Annotated in this window: 17 protein-coding genes; 9 read left to right on the forward strand and 8 right to left on the reverse strand. The window is 53.9% G+C overall.

Translation table 11 applies throughout. From position 1 onward, the window contains the following. Window positions 1–141: 141 nt before the first annotated feature. Genes sapF through sapA form a run of 5 tightly spaced genes read right to left on the reverse strand, consistent with a single transcriptional unit; the run spans window position 142 to window position 5,410 of the window. A complete protein-coding gene (gene sapF / locus PW844_RS15700) occupies window positions 142–945 on the reverse strand; it encodes a putrescine export ABC transporter ATP-binding protein SapF (RefSeq protein WP_299453558.1) in 804 nt (267 codons plus the stop codon). A 2-nt stretch (window positions 946–947) separates the two neighbouring features. Beyond that, window positions 948–1,943, reverse strand: a complete 996-nt coding sequence (gene sapD / locus PW844_RS15705; protein WP_299453561.1) for a putrescine export ABC transporter ATP-binding protein SapD — start codon at window positions 1,941–1,943, stop codon at window positions 948–950. After that, window positions 1,943–2,833 (reverse strand): putrescine export ABC transporter permease SapC, encoded by an 891-nt coding sequence (sapC, locus tag PW844_RS15710; protein ID WP_299453563.1) that lies wholly within the window; start codon window positions 2,831–2,833, stop codon window positions 1,943–1,945. The genes sapD and sapC overlap by 1 nt, the downstream gene beginning before the upstream one ends. Beyond that, entirely contained in the window at window positions 2,820–3,785 is a 966-nt protein-coding gene (gene sapB, locus PW844_RS15715) for a putrescine export ABC transporter permease SapB (RefSeq protein WP_299453565.1), read from the reverse strand. Before sapB ends, sapC begins: the two co-directional genes overlap by 14 nt. 2 nt (window positions 3,786–3,787) lie before the next feature. Then, on the reverse strand, window positions 3,788–5,410 hold the full coding sequence (gene sapA, locus PW844_RS15720) for an ABC transporter substrate-binding protein SapA (protein WP_299453568.1): 1,623 nt from the start codon (window positions 5,408–5,410) through the stop codon (window positions 3,788–3,790). A 447-nt stretch (window positions 5,411–5,857) separates the two neighbouring features. Between sapA and PW844_RS15725 the strand changes: the two genes are divergently transcribed. Continuing rightward, entirely contained in the window at window positions 5,858–8,773 is a 2,916-nt protein-coding gene (locus PW844_RS15725) for a hypothetical protein (protein ID WP_299453571.1), read from the forward strand. Between the two features lie 5 nt (window positions 8,774–8,778). On the opposite strand, the gene pspF is transcribed toward PW844_RS15725, so the two are convergent. Then, complete coding sequence (pspF, locus tag PW844_RS15730) at window positions 8,779–9,774, reverse strand: phage shock protein operon transcriptional activator (RefSeq protein WP_299453574.1); 996 nt, start codon at window positions 9,772–9,774, stop codon at window positions 8,779–8,781. 163 nt (window positions 9,775–9,937) lie between these two features. Here pspF and pspA point away from each other — a divergent pair, with 163 nt between their 5' ends. From pspA to tyrR, 7 genes are all read left to right on the forward strand, one after another. Next, window positions 9,938–10,603 carry a phage shock protein PspA gene (pspA, locus tag PW844_RS15735; protein WP_084875040.1) on the forward strand — a complete coding sequence of 222 codons (666 nt, stop codon included), beginning with the start codon at window positions 9,938–9,940 and terminating at the stop codon, window positions 10,601–10,603. Window positions 10,604–10,645: 42 nt separating this feature from the next. Continuing rightward, window positions 10,646–10,873 carry an envelope stress response membrane protein PspB gene (pspB, locus tag PW844_RS15740; RefSeq protein ID WP_299453582.1) on the forward strand — a complete coding sequence of 76 codons (228 nt, stop codon included), beginning with the start codon at window positions 10,646–10,648 and terminating at the stop codon, window positions 10,871–10,873. Next, complete coding sequence (gene pspC / locus PW844_RS15745; RefSeq protein WP_299453585.1) at window positions 10,870–11,229, forward strand: envelope stress response membrane protein PspC; 360 nt, start codon at window positions 10,870–10,872, stop codon at window positions 11,227–11,229. Before pspB ends, pspC begins: the two co-directional genes overlap by 4 nt. A 15-nt stretch (window positions 11,230–11,244) precedes the next feature. Next, on the forward strand, window positions 11,245–11,493 hold the full coding sequence (gene pspD, locus PW844_RS15750) for a phage shock protein PspD (RefSeq protein ID WP_084875032.1): 249 nt from the start codon (window positions 11,245–11,247) through the stop codon (window positions 11,491–11,493). Next, window positions 11,474–12,859, forward strand: coding sequence for a YcjX family protein (locus PW844_RS15755; protein ID WP_299453590.1), 1,386 nt, complete (start codon window positions 11,474–11,476; stop codon window positions 12,857–12,859). Before pspD ends, PW844_RS15755 begins: the two co-directional genes overlap by 20 nt. Next, entirely contained in the window at window positions 12,856–13,929 is a 1,074-nt protein-coding gene (locus tag PW844_RS15760) for a YcjF family protein (RefSeq protein ID WP_299453592.1), read from the forward strand. The genes PW844_RS15755 and PW844_RS15760 overlap by 4 nt, the downstream gene beginning before the upstream one ends. Window positions 13,930–14,141: 212 nt before the next feature. Then, complete coding sequence (gene tyrR / locus PW844_RS15765) at window positions 14,142–15,707, forward strand: transcriptional regulator TyrR (protein ID WP_299453594.1); 1,566 nt, start codon at window positions 14,142–14,144, stop codon at window positions 15,705–15,707. A gap of 55 nt (window positions 15,708–15,762) precedes the next feature. Here the strand turns inward: tyrR and tpx are convergent, their stop codons facing one another. Beyond that, window positions 15,763–16,266: a thiol peroxidase gene (gene tpx / locus PW844_RS15770; protein WP_084875021.1), complete on the reverse strand. Its 504-nt coding sequence runs from the start codon at window positions 16,264–16,266 to the stop codon at window positions 15,763–15,765. A 153-nt stretch (window positions 16,267–16,419) separates the two neighbouring features. Here tpx and ycjG point away from each other — a divergent pair, with 153 nt between their 5' ends. Further along, complete coding sequence (gene ycjG, locus PW844_RS15775; RefSeq protein ID WP_299453597.1) at window positions 16,420–17,406, forward strand: L-Ala-D/L-Glu epimerase; 987 nt, start codon at window positions 16,420–16,422, stop codon at window positions 17,404–17,406. Here ycjG and mpaA read toward each other — a convergent pair. Continuing rightward, window positions 17,375–18,088, reverse strand: a complete 714-nt coding sequence (gene mpaA / locus PW844_RS15780; RefSeq protein WP_299453599.1) for a murein tripeptide amidase MpaA — start codon at window positions 18,086–18,088, stop codon at window positions 17,375–17,377. The two genes, ycjG and mpaA, sit on opposite strands and share 32 nt — an antisense overlap. Window positions 18,089–18,244: the final 156 nt, after the last annotated feature.

The raw sequence follows: 18,244 nt of genomic DNA on the forward strand, positions 1-18,244 counted from the left end.
AGCTGTAATCCTTATGGTCATTGTTGTTGGCGGCCGCAATGGTTAAAAAGTGCGCGACCGACGTTAATCGACGTGCGGATTCTAGCACGTCTCTGTCAAATGCGGTAAATCGCGCCGCGTTTTCCGCGACGCAGTGAACAATCAACGCTCACGCCGCCAGGCTTCGGCGGTCAGGGCTTCGCCAAAGTGGCTGGCGATCAACCGTTTGGTCAGTTCATGCAGCGGGGAGGCCAGCACATCGGCGGTACCGCCACGCTCCACCACTTCGCCCTGATGCATCACCAGTACCTGGTCGCTGATGTGCTTCATCATGCCGATATGCTGGGTGACATAAATATAGGAGATACCGTGCTTCTCCTGGAGCTCCAGCATCAGGTTCACCAGTTGCGAACGCATGGTCATATCCAGCGAGGCCAGCGCTTCATCTGCCACAATCACTTTGGGTTGCAGAATCAACGCACGCGCCAGCGCCAGACGTTGCTTCTGCCCGGGAGCCAGCATATGGGGGTAATAACCAGCATGATCGCGTAATAAGCCCACCTGGCGCAGCGTGGCAATGATGCGTTTTTCCCGCGCGTCGTCATCCAAATCGGTATTCAGGCGCAGCGGGAAATCGAGGATCTGGCTGACGCGCTGGCGCGGGTTCAGCGACGTTGTCGGGTCCTGAAAAATCATGCGGATGCGCTGGCTACGATAACCATAATCGCCATACTCCAACTGATGATCGTCAATCAGGATTTGTCCATCTGTGGGGGGAACCATGCCGCTCAGCATCTTCGCCAGCGTTGATTTACCGGAACCATTTTCCCCGATAATCGCCAGCGTCTGTTTTTCGCGCAGGGTAAAACTGACTTCCTTCACCGCCTCGACATGCTGGCGGCGAAACAAACCGGTACGGTAACGGAAGGTTTTGCTCAGATTGCGCACTTCCAGCAGCGTTTCCATGTTTACTGACCCTCCATATTCAGCGGGAAGTGGCAGGCAAACAGATGCGCTTTGTTGCCGCTAAGACGCGGTGTTTCGATGCATTTACGTTGCGCATAGGGGCAGCGTGGGCCAAGACGGCAGCCAATCGGTAAATGCTCCAGCGATGGGATGGCACCGGACAAGGTATTCAGGCGGCTTTTGTGCGGCAAAGCGCTACCAAAATCCGGCATCGCGCGGATTAGCGCCTGAGTATAAGGGTGATGCGGTGTCCCCATCAGGTCATCACTCTGCGCGGTTTCCACCGTCTGGCCGCAATACATCACGTTGATGCGATCGGCCCATTGACTCATGGTGCGCAGGTCATGGCTGATCAGCAAAATGGTGGTGTTGTTGTTCTGATTGAGGCGGCTGAGCAGGCGGAAAATCTGCGCCTGGGTGGTGGGTTCCATGGCGTTGGTCGGCTCATCGGCAATCAACAACCGTGGCTGGTTCGCCAGGGCGATAGCAATCATCACTTTCTGGCATTCACCCTCGGTCAGCTCGTAAGGAAAGCTGCGCATGATGTCTTTATGATCTTTGATACCGACGCGATGCAGCAACTCAATGGCACGCGCTTTGCGCCAGAACCACAACCGCTGATACCAGTGGCCTTTAAATGTCCAGCCAGGTATCGCCTGCATCAGCTGGCGACCAATGCTTTCCGAGGGGTCAAGACAGGACTGTGGCTCCTGAAAGATCATTGAGACGTTGTGACCGACAATGCGACGGCGTTCGCGCGGGGACAGGCGCAGCAGATCGATATCGTCGAAGCGCATACGGTCGGCGGTGACGCGCCAGTTATCTTTAGTGACGCCACAGATGGCTTTGGCGACCAGGCTCTTGCCGGAGCCAGATTCGCCCACCAGACCGCGCACTTCGCCTTCGGTGAGGGTCAGATTGATACGATCGACCGCCTTGACCGGGCCTTCTGCGGTCATAAATTCGATGGTCAGATTGCGGATATCGAGTAACGGCATTATTCAGCTCCCGCTTCTACGGCGCGACGGATGCCGTCGCCCAGCAGGTTAACAATCAATACACTCACCATCAGCGCAGCCCCGGGTAACATGACCGTCCAGGGGGCAACATAAATCAGTTCCAGCGAGTCACCCAGCATCGCGCCCCATTCGGGCGAGGGCAGCTGTGCGCCAAGATCGAGAAAACCGAGCGCGGCGATATCGAGAATCGCCATCGATAGCGAACGCGTAAATTCACTGACCAGCAGCGGGAGGACGTTAGGCAGTACCGCACTCCACAGGATATTGAAGTTACGCGCCCCATCCAGACGCAGTGCCACCACATACTCTTTTTCCATCTCATCGTGCACGGCGGTGTAGATTTCGCGCACCAGACGCGGGATCAACGCCAGCCACACGGCCAGCATGGCGTGTTCCAGCCGTGGGCCAAGAAACGCCACCACAATGATCGCCAGCAGCAACGAGGGGATCGACAGCAGTGTATCCAGTACGTGGTTCATCACTGCCGAACGCAGACCGTGGGTAATGCCAGCCAGCACGCCGAGCACCAGCGCGCAGATCGCCGCCAGCAGCGTAACCAGAATCGCCGAACCCACGGTTGGCGTCACACCGCTCAGCAATCGGCTAAGGACATCGCGGCCCAAATCGTCAGTGCCGAGGAAGAACGAGACATCGCCATAGCGTGACCATGAGGGCGGCAGTAACTGGTAGCCAAGGAACTGCTGATCGATACCATAGGGAGCCAGCAGGCCGCCAAACAGACACAGAAACAGGATGGCACCGAAGCCATATAAGCCGACCATTGCGCTGGTGTCGTGATAGAAGCGCTGCCAGCTGAGTCGGAAGGTGCCGGGCTGCCGTTTTTCGGCGTAGATATTATCGTAGGGCATACCATTCCTTATGTTTCAACGGGTTAAGCGCCGCGCCAACAATATCTGACAGAACGTTAACTACGATCACCAGGCTGCCTACCACCATCACGCCGGCAGAAATCGCGGCATAATCCTGCTGGCGGATAGCATTGATCAGCCAGCGCCCCAGACCTGGCCAGTTGAACACCACTTCTGTAATCATTGCCAGCGTTAGCATGGTGGAGAACTGCAAACCCAGTCGGGGGATCACCGGGGGCAGCGCGTTATGCAGCACATGGCGGCGGATAATGGTAAAACGCGACAGCCCACGCGTCGCCGCCGCTTTAACGTAGTTTTTATCCATCACCTCGCTGGTGCTGCTACGCAACAGGCGAATAACTTCGGTGGTCGGGGCAACGGCCAGCACCACCACCGGCAGGATCATATGGGTCAGGGTGCTGATCAGCATCTCATGTCGCCACGGTGAATGACTCAGCCAGGCATCAATCAGCGCGAAACCCGTGACGTTCTGCACCGGATAGAGCAAATCATACCGGCCAGATACCGGCAACCAGCCGAGGGTTAACGAGAAAAACATCGTGAAGAGTAATGCCAGCCAGAACACCGGCATGGAGAAACCAAGCAGTGCCAGCGCGCTAATCGCCTTGTCCTGCCATTTATTCCGCATCACCCCGGCACAGATCCCGAGCGGAATCCCGACCATCAGCGCCAGCATAAAGGCCAGAATGCACAGCTCCAGCGTGGCGGGAAACACCTCGCGTAGCTGGATATCAATCGACTGGCCATTGGTACTGGACACCCCAAAATCAAACTGCAGCAGCCCCTTAAACCAGAACCACCAGGCATCAAACAAGGACGCGCCTTCCAGCGGGGCATTGGGGGTGAAATAGCTCAGGCTGAAGCTGACCAGCGACAGCAAAAACAGCGTGATGATCAACAACAGCAGGCGACGCAATATATAGATGATCATGCTTATTCCTCGCTGCTTTCATCACGATAAACGCCTGCGAATGAGGCGTTACCAAACGGACTCAGCACCAGGCCTTTAATATCATGGCGATAGGCCTGCAAACGTAGTGACGACGCCAGTGGCAGCACCGGCAGCTCCTGCGCCAGCATCTGCTGCGCTTTATCGTAACTTTCAATGCGCGCCGCGAGCTGTTGTGACAGCAGGGCCTGTTGCAGCACCTCATCAAAGGCGGGTGAGCACCAATGCGCGTAATTGGTTTGCGAGCGAATCGCCGCGCAGCTCAGGAGCGGACGGAAGAAACTGTCGGGGTCGTTACTGTCGGTGGCCCAGCCGGTGAGGGTAATATCATGGTTCATGGACATCAGCTGAGCTTCCTGAAAACGACCCTCCACCGGGACGATGGTGACGCGCACCCCGACCTGCGCCAGATCGGCCTGTAACAACTCAGCGGTTTTCAGCGGGCTGGGGTTCCACGACTGCGACGCAGTGGGCACCACCAGGCGCAAATGCAGATCCTCCACACCCAGCGCCTTCAGGGTTTCCCGCGCTTTGGCCGGGTTATATTCGGTAACACGCGCGTTATTATCATACGCCCACGAGGCGCGCGGCAGAATCGATGCAGCGGTTTCAGCGGTGCCGTAATAAATCGACTCCATCAAACGTTCATTGTTTATCGCCAGCGCCAGCGCGTGCCGCACTTCAGGTCGATCCAGCGGCGGTTTACGGGTGTTAAAGGCCAGATAAGCGATATTCATGCCGGGACGCAGCGTCATACGTAAACGTGGGTCGTCGCGCAGAATATTGAGCTGGCTGGCAGCGGGATAGGCCAGCACGTCACATTCACCGGTCAGCAATTTCGACAGACGACCGGTGCCACCGACGCCGAGATCGATCACCACCTGCTGGAGACGTGGCACTCCGCGCCAGTATTGCGGGTTGCGCGCCAGACGCAGATATTGCCCGGTACGGTATTCGCTGAGCTGGAATGGGCCTGTGCCAACGGGTTCACGATCCAGTTTCTCCTGCTGACCTTTGGCCGTCAGTTGATCGGCATACTCTTTGGAGAGCACTGGCGCGTAATGGGTGGCGAGATGCCACAAGAACGAGGCATCCGGACTGTTCAGGCGAATCTCGACGGTATCATCATCGAGTTTTTTCACGCTCTGCACCGAGTCCGCAAATTGCAGGCTATCAAAATAAGGGTAGCTGCCGCCGTTAACGTTATGCCATGGATGCTGACGATCAAACATACGGGCAAAGCTGAACACCACATCGTCGGCATTCATTTTTCGTGTCGGCGTAAACCAGTTGGTGTGCTGAAAGGCAACATCTTTACGCAGGTGGAAGCGATACGTTGCGCCGTTATCACGCACTTCCCAGCTTTGTGCCAGGTCGGGTATCAGCCGATAGGTATAGGGATCGACATCAAGCAAGCGATCGTAAAGCTGCGCGGCAAGGGTATCGACCACTAACCCGCTGCTGGCCAGCTGCGGGTTGAAGGTATTCACCGTGCCGTTGACGCAATAAACGAAGCCGGTATGGCGAATATCGTTCGCAGGCAGCGCCCATGCAGACGCACTCAATACGCTGAGGCCGAGCAACAGCGTGGGGAATAATTTTGGCATAGAACTCAACGATTCTGAGGCAATAGCGAGAGTGTATCGCAAACGCTGGGTACTCCCCAAATTAAGGACAGTTATGGTGTCTTTTTCAGCAAACCGAGGGTGGGGTAATCACAACGTTAGTGTGGAGATGAGAAAAATTCTCAATTAGGGGTTTACAGATGATAATAAGAATGATTATTATTCTTCTGCGCTTCGACGGTGGCTCTACCGAAGAAGAGCACGACATTGCTCACATTGCTTCCAGTATTTGTTGCCCGCTTATAGCGGGCTTTTTTTTCTTCATATTTTGCGCTGTAGCTGTGTTGGCTGCACTCGTTCGCCCTCCTGGTCACATACTTATGTATGCTCCCAGGGACTTGCTCCCTTGCCGCCTTGCTACAGCGCAAACTATTTCGAAAACCTGTGCAGTAAACTCTCATAGTGAACGTTATTATCATGGAGGCGTTTATGACGAGGATATCATCAACAGCTGTAGGGATACCGAGGACAGCTGCCGGTTCGCGCAGAGGCTCGAAAGTTAAGGATTCAACGACCATCCTGTTAAACGGCAAAGCCTGCAAGGTCAGCTTCGAAAATATCACCGCAGCAAAACCAGCATCGGTTCGTAAACATTATTTCAAACCCGGACGCTATTTTTTTACTGGCGCGTTAACAACGGGGGCCATCGCCACGGCGGTGTGTAGCACACCGTTATATTCACCATCGGGCAGGCCACAGCAAATCGCAGCCCGAACGTCCGGCGTTACCATACATGCGCCACCGGTAAAGGCAATATCACAACCGGCCCCGGTTTCCGGGTATCATAATAAAAGTCAGAAACCTCTTCCCTTGAGAAAAGCTGTTGTCAGGCACCATTACCAGGTTATTTCGGCCCTCAACCCGGCTAAGCACCATCCTGTAAAATCCCGGGCGCGTGATGCACCAGTGATCAATGTCCGTTCTGATAATCCTGCCCAGACAGCAATTCATGTTTTGAATCGTCCGCATGAAGAAAAACACAGACTAATCAGGAACGATAAAGACGTTGAACGCACCCGGACACGCAATCGGCAGCAACAACGGGATGATAAAACCAGACGTGAATTGGGTGACACAGCAGACTGGCGTTTATTACCACACGATAATCAGATAAGAAATGTCCGGTCACTTCCTGTCAGACAGATGCAAACGACATCAGCCCCTTTTAATCCTGTCGATGTCATTATTATCAGGAGACTGGATGAAGGAATTAAAACCCAATATACCCTCCTGGATATTACCGGTCTTTTGACGGAAGCCTTTAAACGACCGGTTGAATCATTTATTAGCGCGGCAATTGAACTCTATCAATATGCTTCCGCCAGGCTTTTAGAAACCAAAACTGAACAGGCTTTGAAATCATTGGCTATCCAGCTTGGAAAAATAGAATCCCTCGCCAGCTCACTGCATCCGGCCGGACTCATCAGGAGTTCTCTGGGATCTATCTTTTCATTGATAAATGATCATCTTGCGGGAAGGGCGGTTGACCGAAACGAACTGGAGTCTGCGCTGATGGATCTTTTGAATGTCAGGTTCACCGCAGGTCTCCAGGAAACCGCTGAATATAAGCGCGGGGATGTTGGCTGGCAAACGGAACATGTCCTGCTCTTACCAGAAATGAAAACATTTTCATGGCCGGAGAAAACCCTTAAATCTTATGATTATGGGGAAGGAATGATCCTGTGGCGCGATGAGAATGAGGATTTATATCTGCGGATTAAAGAATCGGATAATACGTATAAATATGTGAATGTTTTTTTTGAAGGTGATTTCCTTACCGTGAAGGAGAAGAGTAATCACCCCATATATGGCTCACAGCAGAAAAGCTATTTTTTTGATAAGGATGCAGGTTGGGTTTACGACAGAAAAGCCTTCAGAAGTTTAGATAATCTTCCTGAAATCGCCAGTAAACTTTCTGGTATCGGAGGGCTCAGTCGTATTCAGGGTTATCCAGGGGTGTATTTTCAGGAAAAAACCAGGCAGTACTTCTTGCGCATTGGGCAAAAAGAGGGACAGGCTGAGTATATAGAGGTTGTCGTGGACGGTCAGGGTTTTACGACGCCAAAACGGCATTTTAATGATGTGAATTCGTTTAAGAAAGGGGGGTTAAGTCAGACGAAGTTTATCTATAATGAAAAAATGAAACAATGGAAAAGAAGCGAAATAACCTCGCCAGTTTTTGATCATACCATACCGAAAGAACTAAAGCTGAAATTATCCCGTGAGCTGAATTTAACGCCAGTCACTGAATTACCAGAAGTTTATGGAACAAATGACGGAAAAAGTTATCTCAGAACGGGAAATACTAATGGCAGGGATTCTTATGTTGCGATCGATATATTAGAAAATAAACGGGTGCAAATAAAATTGCCATCCAGTTACATCCAACCTGAAGGTGCATCACCACTGGCGTATACTTTCGATGGTGAAAAGGGGCAATGGAAACTTGACGAAAGGATCATGGGTGGCGGGGCGGGCATGTCCAGTATCCCGGAAAATTTAGAAGGTGAAATTATATGGGGCAGGGATGATGCCACAGACGATGTAATAAAAAGAAACAGAGTGGTGGCTGAAGGGAAGAATAGCATCGGGCAAAATAATATTGCGCATAAAATTGCGATAGTACAGGCGATTAGAAATTTTGAAATGACTCTCGACAGAGTTGAACCTTTGCTTGCCGCTAAAGATATCAGAGCCAGAGAGGTCATTTCTGAATATCTTGGTATTCAACCAAATGGAGTCAGTGATGCTATCTTCGCTGAAGTAACTAAAATCGTATCAGAACTGAGAGAAGCACAAAAATGGCTGGCTGATGAAGACAAGAGCGTGCTGGAGTTAGAGTACCAGGGGGGAATAAAAGCCAATGCCGTCTATTATCCCTTGCTAAATAAAATCGGCCTTCCTGAATTGTTCTGGTCAAAAAACATATGGGAACAGGCGCAGATACTTATCCATGAGTCGGTACATGCTAAAGTTACTAAGGGAGAGGGTACAGGCACGGAACCGTTGCCGGATAATTATTACGTTGGCGCACCCGTAACAGAAAAGGATTTTTGTAATTCTAATTGTAATTTCATCGTTAAGACGATTCCGCTGGAAGACAAAATTGAAATACGGAGACAATGGCACCGCTCTATCGCCAGCAGCAGAGCGAAGCATTATCTTCAGTTCTCAGATAAACAACGTGAAGGGTTTATCGCCGCAATGCAGGCCAGCACTTATGACGAGGCGATAACCACATTTATCAATAACAGTAAGTTAAGGCGTGAATTTATTCTCTACAACCCCGATACCGTATCCGATATGGTGCTGGAAATTGCCGAGTTTGCGGAGGCGAAACGTTAACGGTTTTATCCTTCATCCCGCAGCTGAATACCATGCTTTTTCATCATCGCCCGCAACTGATGGTAGGTCACGCCAAGTAAATCCGCCGCCCGGCGCTGGTTATATTTCGCCTCCGCCAGGCTGCGTTCCACCAGCTGACGTTCCTGCTGGTTCTGCCACTGACGCAGATCGAGTGGCAGAGCGGGCTGGCTGCTTTCAGTACTGGCGGCAACCGAAACCGACGCACTGCGCGGGGCAAACGGGTTAATAATGATGTTATCCAGCGGCTCCTCAATGCTGTGATGGCGGTATACCGAACGTTCTACCACGTTTTTCAGTTCGCGCACATTACCCGGCCAGTTGTAGTGCAACAGCGCCTGTTGCGCCTGTTCACTGAAGCCGGGGAACAGCGGCAGACCCAGCTCGCGGCACATCTGAATGGCAAAATGTTCTGCCATTACCAGGATATCACTGCGGCGCTCGCGCAGCGGTGGCAGCTGGACGACGTCAAAGGCGAGACGATCGAGCAGGTCCGCGCGGAATTTGCCTTCCGCTGCCAGCGCAGGCAGATCTTCATTGGTGGCGCACACCAGACGGACATTGACCTGTAGTGACTGGTTGCCGCCGACGCGCTCCAGCTGCCCATATTCAATGACGCGCAGCAATTTTTCCTGCACCAGCATGGGCGCTGTCGCCAGTTCATCGAGAAACAGCGTGCCGCCATCGGCGCGTTCAAAACGACCGAGATGGCGTTTCTGCGCACCGGTAAAGGCACCGGCTTCATGGCCGAACAGTTCAGAATCGAGCAGATTTTCATTCAATGCGGCGCAGTTAAGGGAGATGAAAGGACCCTGCCAGCGATCGGATAAATAATGTAAACGGCTGGCAATCAGCTCCTTACCGGTACCGCGTTCGCCAATCACCAGTACCGGTTTTTCCAGCGGGGCGAGCCGCGAAACCTGTTCCAGCACTTCAAGAAAGTTGTTGGATTCGCCCAGCAGGTTGTCATTACCATTTGCCATGATGAATTTCACCATCAGTTAATCAATTTCACTACCTTATGCGAATGCTGGCGGGATGTAAAACAATCAAGATCAATAAATTCATACAGTTAAAAACTGGCACGCCTTTTGTATTAGTGATGAGCGTCTTACGCAACCACATTACACTCTGAGGAACATCATTATGGGTATTTTTTCTCGTTTTGCCGACATCGTGAACGCTAATATCAACTCTCTGCTGGAGCGCGCCGAAGATCCGCAGAAACTGGTACGCCTGATGATTCAGGAAATGGAAGACACACTGGTGGAAGTGCGCTCCACCTCGGCCCGTGCCCTGGCCGAAAAGAAACAATTGCTGCGCCGTATTGAGCAAGCCGATATTCAGCAGGCCGAATGGCAGGAAAAAGCCGAGCTGGCTCTGCGCAAAGATAAAGATGACCTGGCGCGCGCGGCACTGATTGAAAAACAGAAACTGACCGATTTGATCGCTGCGCTGCAACAGGAAGTGTCGCAGGTGGAAGAGACGCTGGAACGTATGAAAGGGGAAATTGGTGAGCTGGAGAAAAAACTCAGCGAAACCCGTGCCCGTCAGCAGGCGTTGACCCTGCGCCACCAGGCAGCCTCTTCATCGCGCGATGTTCGTCGTCAGCTCGACAGCAATAAACTGAATGACGCGATGGCACGTTTCGAATCGTTTGAACGCCGTATCGATCACATGGAAGCAGAAGCGGAAAGCCAGCGTTTTGGTAAACCGAAAAGCCTCGATCAGGAGTTCACTGAGCTGAAAGCCGATGATGAAATCAGCCAGCAGCTGGCGGCCCTGAAAGCCAAAATGAATCGCAGCGAGTAATGGTGCTGAACCAGTCACGGGTTAAATGATTAAGGAGAGTCAATGAGCGCACTTTTTCTGGCCATACCGCTGACCATCTTCGTGCTGTTTGTCGCACCTATTTGGTTATGGCTTCATTACAGCAACAAACGCAACGGCGGTGCGGAGCTTTCATCGAGTGACATGCAACGTCTGCAACAGATGACCCAGGATGCTCGCCGGATGCGCGAGCGCGTCGAAGCGCTGGAAGCAATTCTTGATGCCGAACACCCGAACTGGAGGCAGCCATGAGTGGTGGAAGCCTGAAAGGGCGTAAGCTATGGCGGATTCCCCAGCAAGGTAAAGTGCGCGGGGTCTGTGCTGGCCTGGCGGAATATCTTGATGTCCCCGTCACGCTGCTGCGGGTGATTCTGGTGCTGTCGATGTTTTTTGGGCTATTCGGCTTTGTCCTGATCGCCTATTTTATCCTCGGCTTCGTGCTGGATGTGAAACCGGATGATGCGCCGGACGTACATAAACCCAGCGCCAGTGAGTTGCTGGACGAGCTGGATGCAGCGCTGCAGGTCGATGAACGTCATGTGCGTGATATTGAGCGCTACGTCACCTCGGAAACTTTCAGCGTGCGTAGCCGTTTTCGTCAAATTTAATTGCCGGAGGTTGCCTTGTCCGCCCAACGTTTTACAACTCTGCGTCGCCGCGCAGCACCTGCGTTGAAGTCGGCGGGAAAATTTATCATCATCAGTGCAGTCACATATGCCCCTGGCGGCCTCGCTGGCTGGGCAGTGAAATCGGTGGCGCGGCGTCCGTTAAAGTTGTTACTGGCGTTTGCGCTGGAACCGTTGCTGACGAAGGTGTTTAGTCGCCTGTCGGCACGCTTCATCAGGGAAAACGATGAAAAGACTGCAAAATGAATTGATGGCGCTGGTGAATCGGGGAGTTGACCGTCACCTGCGCCTTGCCGTGACGGGCCTGAGCCGCAGTGGCAAAACGGCCTTTATCACCTCATTGGTTAATCAGCTCCTGAATGTCCACAGCGGCGCTCGTTTGCCGCTGTTTTCTGTGGTGCGCGAGGAGCGTCTGCTCGGGGTCAAACGTGTGCCGCAACGCGAACTGGGTACGCCACGTTTTACTTATGACGAAGGTCTGGCCCAACTGTATGGCGTGCCGCCCAGCTGGCCCACGCCGACACGCGGCGTCAGTGAAATGCGTCTGGCACTACGTTATCGCCCGGATGAATCGCTGCTGCGCCACTTCAAAGACACGGCCACGTTGTATCTGGAAATTGTCGATTATCCCGGCGAATGGCTGCTCGATTTACCGATGCTGGCGCAGGATTATGCTGGCTGGTCACGGCAGATGCTGGGATTGTTGCAGGGCGATCGCGCCATATGGGCGCAGCGCTGGCGCAGTCTGTGTGCCGATCTCGATCCTTATGCTCAGGCCGATGAAAATCGTCTGGCCGCCATCGCCGCCGCCTGGACCGATTATCTGCATCAATGCAAAGCCGAGGGGCTGCATTTTATTCAGCCGGGGCGTTTTGTGTTGCCGGGAGATATGGCTGGTGCGCCTGCATTACAGTTTTTTCCCTGGCCTCAGGAGGACGATATCCAGCGGCAGGCACCGGCGGGCAGTAATTTCGCGATGCTGCAGCAGCGTTTTAACTACTACTGCCAGCATGTGGTGAAAGGTTTCTATAAAAATTATTTCCTGCGCTTCGATCGGCAGATTGTATTGGTCGACTGCCTGCAACCGCTGAACAGCGGACCGCAGGCGTTTAACGATATGCGTCTGGCGTTGACACAACTGATGCAGAGCTTTCATTACGGCCAGCGTACGCTTTTTCGCCGTCTGTTTTCACCCGTCATCGATAAGCTGCTATTCGCCGCAACCAAAGCGGATCACATCACCGCCGATCAGCACGCCAATATGGTGTCGTTATTGCAGCAGCTGGTGCAGGATGCGTGGCAGAACGCCGCATTCGAAGGCATCACCATGGATTGTCTCGGTCTGGCCTCGGTGCAGGCGACCGAAAGCGGGCTGGTTGATCATCGTGGCGAGAAGCTCCCCGCGCTGCGCGGTAACCGTCTGGACGATGGTGAAGCGCTGACTTTCTATCCCGGCGAAGTGCCGCCACGCCTGCCTGGCCACACCTTCTGGCAACAGCAGGGATTTCAGTTTGAACAATTCCGCCCGCAGCAGCTCGACGTTGACCGTCCACTGCCACACATTCGTATGGATGCGGCGCTGGAGTTTTTATTGGGAGATAAGTTGCGATGAACGATGAAACACCGTTGAAACCGCGCATCGACTTTGCCCGGCCTCTGGATCGCGAAGCAGATAAACCGCTGCGTGCGGCGCAAACCTTTAACGCCGACACTGACGTGGCGTTTCTCGCCACCCGTGAAGAGGAGCCGCTGGAAGAGGGCGCGGGTGAAAAAGTGGTTGAAGCGGCGCTGCGTCCGAAACGCAGCCTGTGGCGCAAAATGGTGGGTGCCGGCCTGGGCATTTTTGGCGTCAGCGTGGTGGCTCAGGGAGTGCAGTGGATGCACGATGCCTGGCTGACACGTGACTGGTTTGCACTAGGCAGCGGCGTTGCCGGTGGCTTGATCATCGCCGCCGGGGCGGGTGCGCTGATTAGCGAGTGGCGTCGGTTATATCGATTGCGGCAGCGCGCTGAGGAGCGTGATGTAGGGCGTGAGTTACTCCATAGCCATGGTATCGGTAAAGGGCGTGCATTTTGTGAAAAGCTGGCACAGCAGGCGCAGCTGGATCAGGCGCATCCTGCATTGCAACGCTGGCATGCTGCCTTGCATGAAACGCATAACGATCGTGAGATAGTCACGTTGTATGCGCAGCTGGTGCAGCCGGTGCTGGATCGTCAGGCCCGGCGTGAAATCAGCCGTCATGCGGCGGAAGCGACCCTGATGATTGCCGTCAGCCCGCTGGCACTGGTGGATATGGCTTTTATCGCCTGGCGTAACTTACGCCTGGTGAACCGTATCGCCACCCTTTACGGCATTGAGCTGGGCTACTTCAGCCGTCTGCGTCTGTTCCGTCTGGTGCTGCTGAATATGGCCTTTGCCGGAGCCTCAGAACTGGTACATGAAGTGGGCATGGATTGGATATCGCAGGATATTGCTGCAAGGCTTTCTGCCCGCGCAGCCCAGGGGATTGGTGCCGGACTGCTCACGGCACGCCTGGGTATTAAGGCGATGGAGCTGTGTCGACCTCTGCCATGGCTGGAAGATGATAAACCGCGGCTGGGTGATTTCCGCCGTGAACTGATTGGTCAGTTGAAAGAAACCCTCAGCAAAAGCGAGGCTAAGGCAGGGCAGAGTGCTAAATAATCAGCACCCGCTCACCTTTCGCACTGAAAAGGGTGTGAAAGGTGAGATTTTCTTTGTTAATTGTGATTTTTGGCGGGATTATTATTGGTTGTTCCGTTACACTTTTGTCAATCGTCGGCTTCATACTGTCAACTTTTCCTGACAGGCCCCTTCTGAGGCGTCGCAAGTTAGCGTATTATCACTAAAATCAAAACCTGAATAAGGCCATCGCAATGCGTTTGGAAGTTTTCTGCCAGGACCGTATCGGGCTGGCGCGCGAGCTGCTCGACCTGCTGGTTGCCCGCAATATCGACCTGCGCGGCATTGAAATTGCGCCACTCGGGCGCATCTACCTCAACTTTTCCGCACTGGAATTTGAACAATTCAGCTCACTGATGGCGGAAATTCGCCGTACACCTGGCGTGACAGATGTACGCACCGTGGCTTACATGCCATCAGAACGTGAACACCGGGCGCTGAGCGCGTTACTGGTGGCGATGCCGGAACCGGTATTGTCCATCGATCTGAAATGCAAAGTGGAACTGGCGAATCCGGCGGCACAAAATCTGTTTAATCTCGACGAACAAAAAATCCGCAACCAGAACGCGGGGACGCTGATCAGCGGCTTTAATTTCCAGCGCTGGATTGAGAATGATCGGGTTGATGCTGAGGTGCAGCACGTGGTGATTCAGGGACGTGATTTCCTGCTGGAAGCGCGCCCGATTTACCTCGCTGAAGAAGAAGGCCAGAGCGATCAGCCTGTGGGTGCGATGATTACCCTGAAATCCACCGCGCGGATGGGCCGTCAGTTGCAGAATCTGACGGTAACCGATGAGTCGGAATTCGACCATATCGTAGCGGTCACGCCAAAAATGCGTCAGGTGCTGGACCAGGCTCGTAAGCTGGCGATGCACGATGCACCGCTGCTGATTGTCGGTGATACCGGCACCGGTAAAGATATGCTGGCGCGCGCCTGTCATTTGCGCAGCGCGCGCGGCAAGAAACCTTTCCTGGCGCTGAACTGCGCCTCGTTGCCTGATGATGTGGCGGAAAGTGAATTATTTGGTCATGCGGCAGGTGCCTATCCTAATGCGCTGGAAGGGAAAAAAGGGTTCTTCGAGCAGGCGAATGGCGGTTCGGTGCTGCTGGACGAAATTGGTGAGATGTCACCGCGTATGCAGACCAAGCTGTTGCGCTTCCTGAACGATGGCACTTTCCGTCGCGTCGGCGAGGAGCACGAGGTGCACGTTGATGTGCGCGTGATTTGTGCCACGCAAAAGAACCTGATTGAGCTGGTACAACGTGGCGAATTCCGTGAAGATTTGTTCTATCGTCTGAATGTACTGACGCTGAACCTGCCGCCGCTGCGTGAACGTCCGCAGGATATCCTGCCGCTCACTGAAATGTTTGTCGCCCGTTTTGCTGATGAACAGGGGTTGCCACGCCCGCGTCTTTCTCCGCAGCTGACAGCCTTTCTCACGCGTTACAGCTGGCCGGGCAATGTGCGACAGCTGAAAAATGCCCTGTACCGAGCCCTGACGCAGCTGGAAGGCTATGAACTCCGTCCGCAGGATATCGTGTTGCCGGAGCAGGCGCTGGATGTATCGATGGGAGAAGAGGCGATGGAAGGGACGCTGGATGAGATCACCAGTCGTTTTGAACGTTCGATTCTGACGCGCCTGTATCTCTCTTATCCCAGCACGCGTAAGCTGGCGAAGCGACTCGGCGTGTCACACACTGCCATTGCCAATAAGTTGCGCGAATATGGGTTAAGCCAGAAACGCAACGAAAGCGAATAATTCGGCATAAAAAAACCGTCTTCATTGCTGAAGACGGTTTTTTTTAACTTACGACTTAGTTGAGCGCAGCCAGCGCCGCATCGTAGTTTGGCTCGCTGGTGATTTCGTTCACCAGTTCGCTATAAATGACTTTATCGTTTTCGTCGATCACCACCACCGCACGCGCGGTCAGGCCTTTTAGCGCGCCTTCGGCAATCGCCACACCGTATTCTTCTTTGAACTCAGCACCACGCAGGGTAGACAGTGTCACCACATTGTTCAGGCTCTCTGCACCGCAGAAACGCGACTGCGCAAACGGCAGGTCAGCGGAGATGCACAGCACCACGGTATTGTTGGCTTTACCCGCCAGTTCGTTGAACTTGCGCACAGAAGCGGCACAGACGCCGGTATCAATGCTCGGGAAAATGTTCAGGACTTTGCGTTTGCCTGCATACTGAGAAAGAGTCACATCAGCGAGATCTTTAGCTACCAGAGAAAACGGTTTAGCCTGGGTGCCTGCCTGCGGGAACTGGCCTGCAACTGGCACCGGGTTGCCCTGGAAGTGAACATTCTGAGACATACGATTTCCTTTTAACGATGAAAATAGCTGACTTTTAACACGTCAGTACAGGTATAGCCGTTGTTTATGACATATTTTTTAAGGGTTTACGAGAGCAAATCGTAGCGATTACTGAGCTGCCTCGCATTTAAGTGACGGATTAAAGGAGAAATAATGAGAACAGTAAAGAGTTATCCGGAAGCCTGGCCGTTGCATTCACCGTTTGTCATTTCGCGTGGCAGCCGCACTGAAGCGCAAGTGGTGGTGGTGGAAATTGAAGATGAAGGGATTCGCGGCGTGGGCGAGGCAACACCTTACGCGCGCTATGGGGAAAGCGAAGCCTCTGTGCTGGCACAAATTGCCAGCGTGCTACCGCAGTTGCAGGCGGGTATGACACGGGTAGCCTTACAACAGGCACTGCCGCCGGGGGCTGCGCGTAATGCCGTTGATTGTGCATTGTGGGATCTGGAGCGCCAGCAACAACAGCAAAGCCTGGCGGAGCTATGTGGTGTCAGCCTCGCCAGCCGTATCGTCACCGCGCATACCGTCAGCATCGACACACCTGATGCCATGGCCAGCAGCGCGCTGGCGCTATGGCAGCACGGTGCAAAGCTGTTAAAAATTAAGCTGGACAATAACTTCATCAGCGAGCGTCTGGTGGCGATTCGCAGCGCCGTGCCGGAAGCCACGCTGATTGTTGATGCCAACGAGGCCTGGCAGGCAGAAGGGCTGGCGGCACGTTGTCAGCTGCTGGCCGACCTTCAGGTGGCGATGCTGGAACAGCCACTCCCTGCTGCCCAGGATGCGGCGCTGGCGAATTTTATTCACCCGCTGCCGATCTGCGCCGATGAAAGCTGCCATACCCGCGAAAGCCTGGCTGCCCTGCAAGGACGCTATGAAATGGTTAACATTAAGCTGGATAAAACCGGTGGGTTGACGGAGGCACTGGCGCTGGCTGTCAGTGCGCGGCAGCAGGGATTCGGCATCATGCTGGGCTGCATGCTGTGCACGTCGCGTGCCATCCGTGCGGCGCTTCCGCTGACGCCGCTGGCGCAGTTTGCCGATCTCGACGGTCCCACCTGGCTGGCTGCGGATGTGGAACCGTCGCTGCATTTTGCTAACGGGCTGCTTATCCCTGCGGCTGCCAGCGCAGCAGATTAATCATGGTTTCCAGATACACCTCGGTGGCTTCGTCCACCGAAATCGGTGGCATCTCGGCAGTGATGCACAGCAGGTCAAGATCACTGCACCAGCTGCCAAACGAGCCGGGGGTAGCATACCCGACACTGCTGACGACCGGCAGTTGCGTCTGCTGCGACAACCACTGCGCCAGTTCGCTATTGTGCGGATCGTCAATGCAGGCCAGAGGCTCATGCCAGGTCACCACCCAGCGCGGCTTGATGTGATGAATCAGCTGACACAGCGCGCTGGTTTCTGGCTCTGATGAGGGACGTTCCCCGGTAGACAGCACCACGTCGCGCTGGTCTGCCACACTGTTCCAGCGATATACGGTGTCACCACTTTGCCAGTTAGCCGCCGGAAAATTACGGTTGAGATCGACACCATTGGCATTGGCGCGCAGACCAAGCTGACAGCCATCAGGATTGACTGCCAGGATAACGTGATGACGTCGCAGTGACTCCGGTAAAGTACGCATAGCGCCCGATAGCGTCGCCACTGCGGCATTTTCGTCACCGTGAGTCCCCGCGATAATCAGACCGCTCTCGGCATCGGCAGCCGGAGCAGGAAACCATAGCAGCGGCGCACCCAGCACCGATTGCCCATATTGTTGCCAGACAGCATCCAGCTTGCCGCGCAGTGGGCGCGGGTGTAGTGACGACATAAGAAACTTCCTCAAATTGTGACCGGGGATCCAGCCTCAACATAACGGTAAACAGCGCGCGGGAAAATAGCTATTTATCAATCAGCAATTTGCGATAAAGTGCCGAAAGCCGCAGGTGGCGCATTTTTTTTGGCGGCCGCCTTTTTTTGGGTAAAG

The sequence above is a fragment of the Pantoea sp. genome (assembly GCF_028283705.1).
Taxonomy (GTDB): Bacteria; Pseudomonadota; Gammaproteobacteria; order Enterobacterales; family Enterobacteriaceae; genus Pantoea.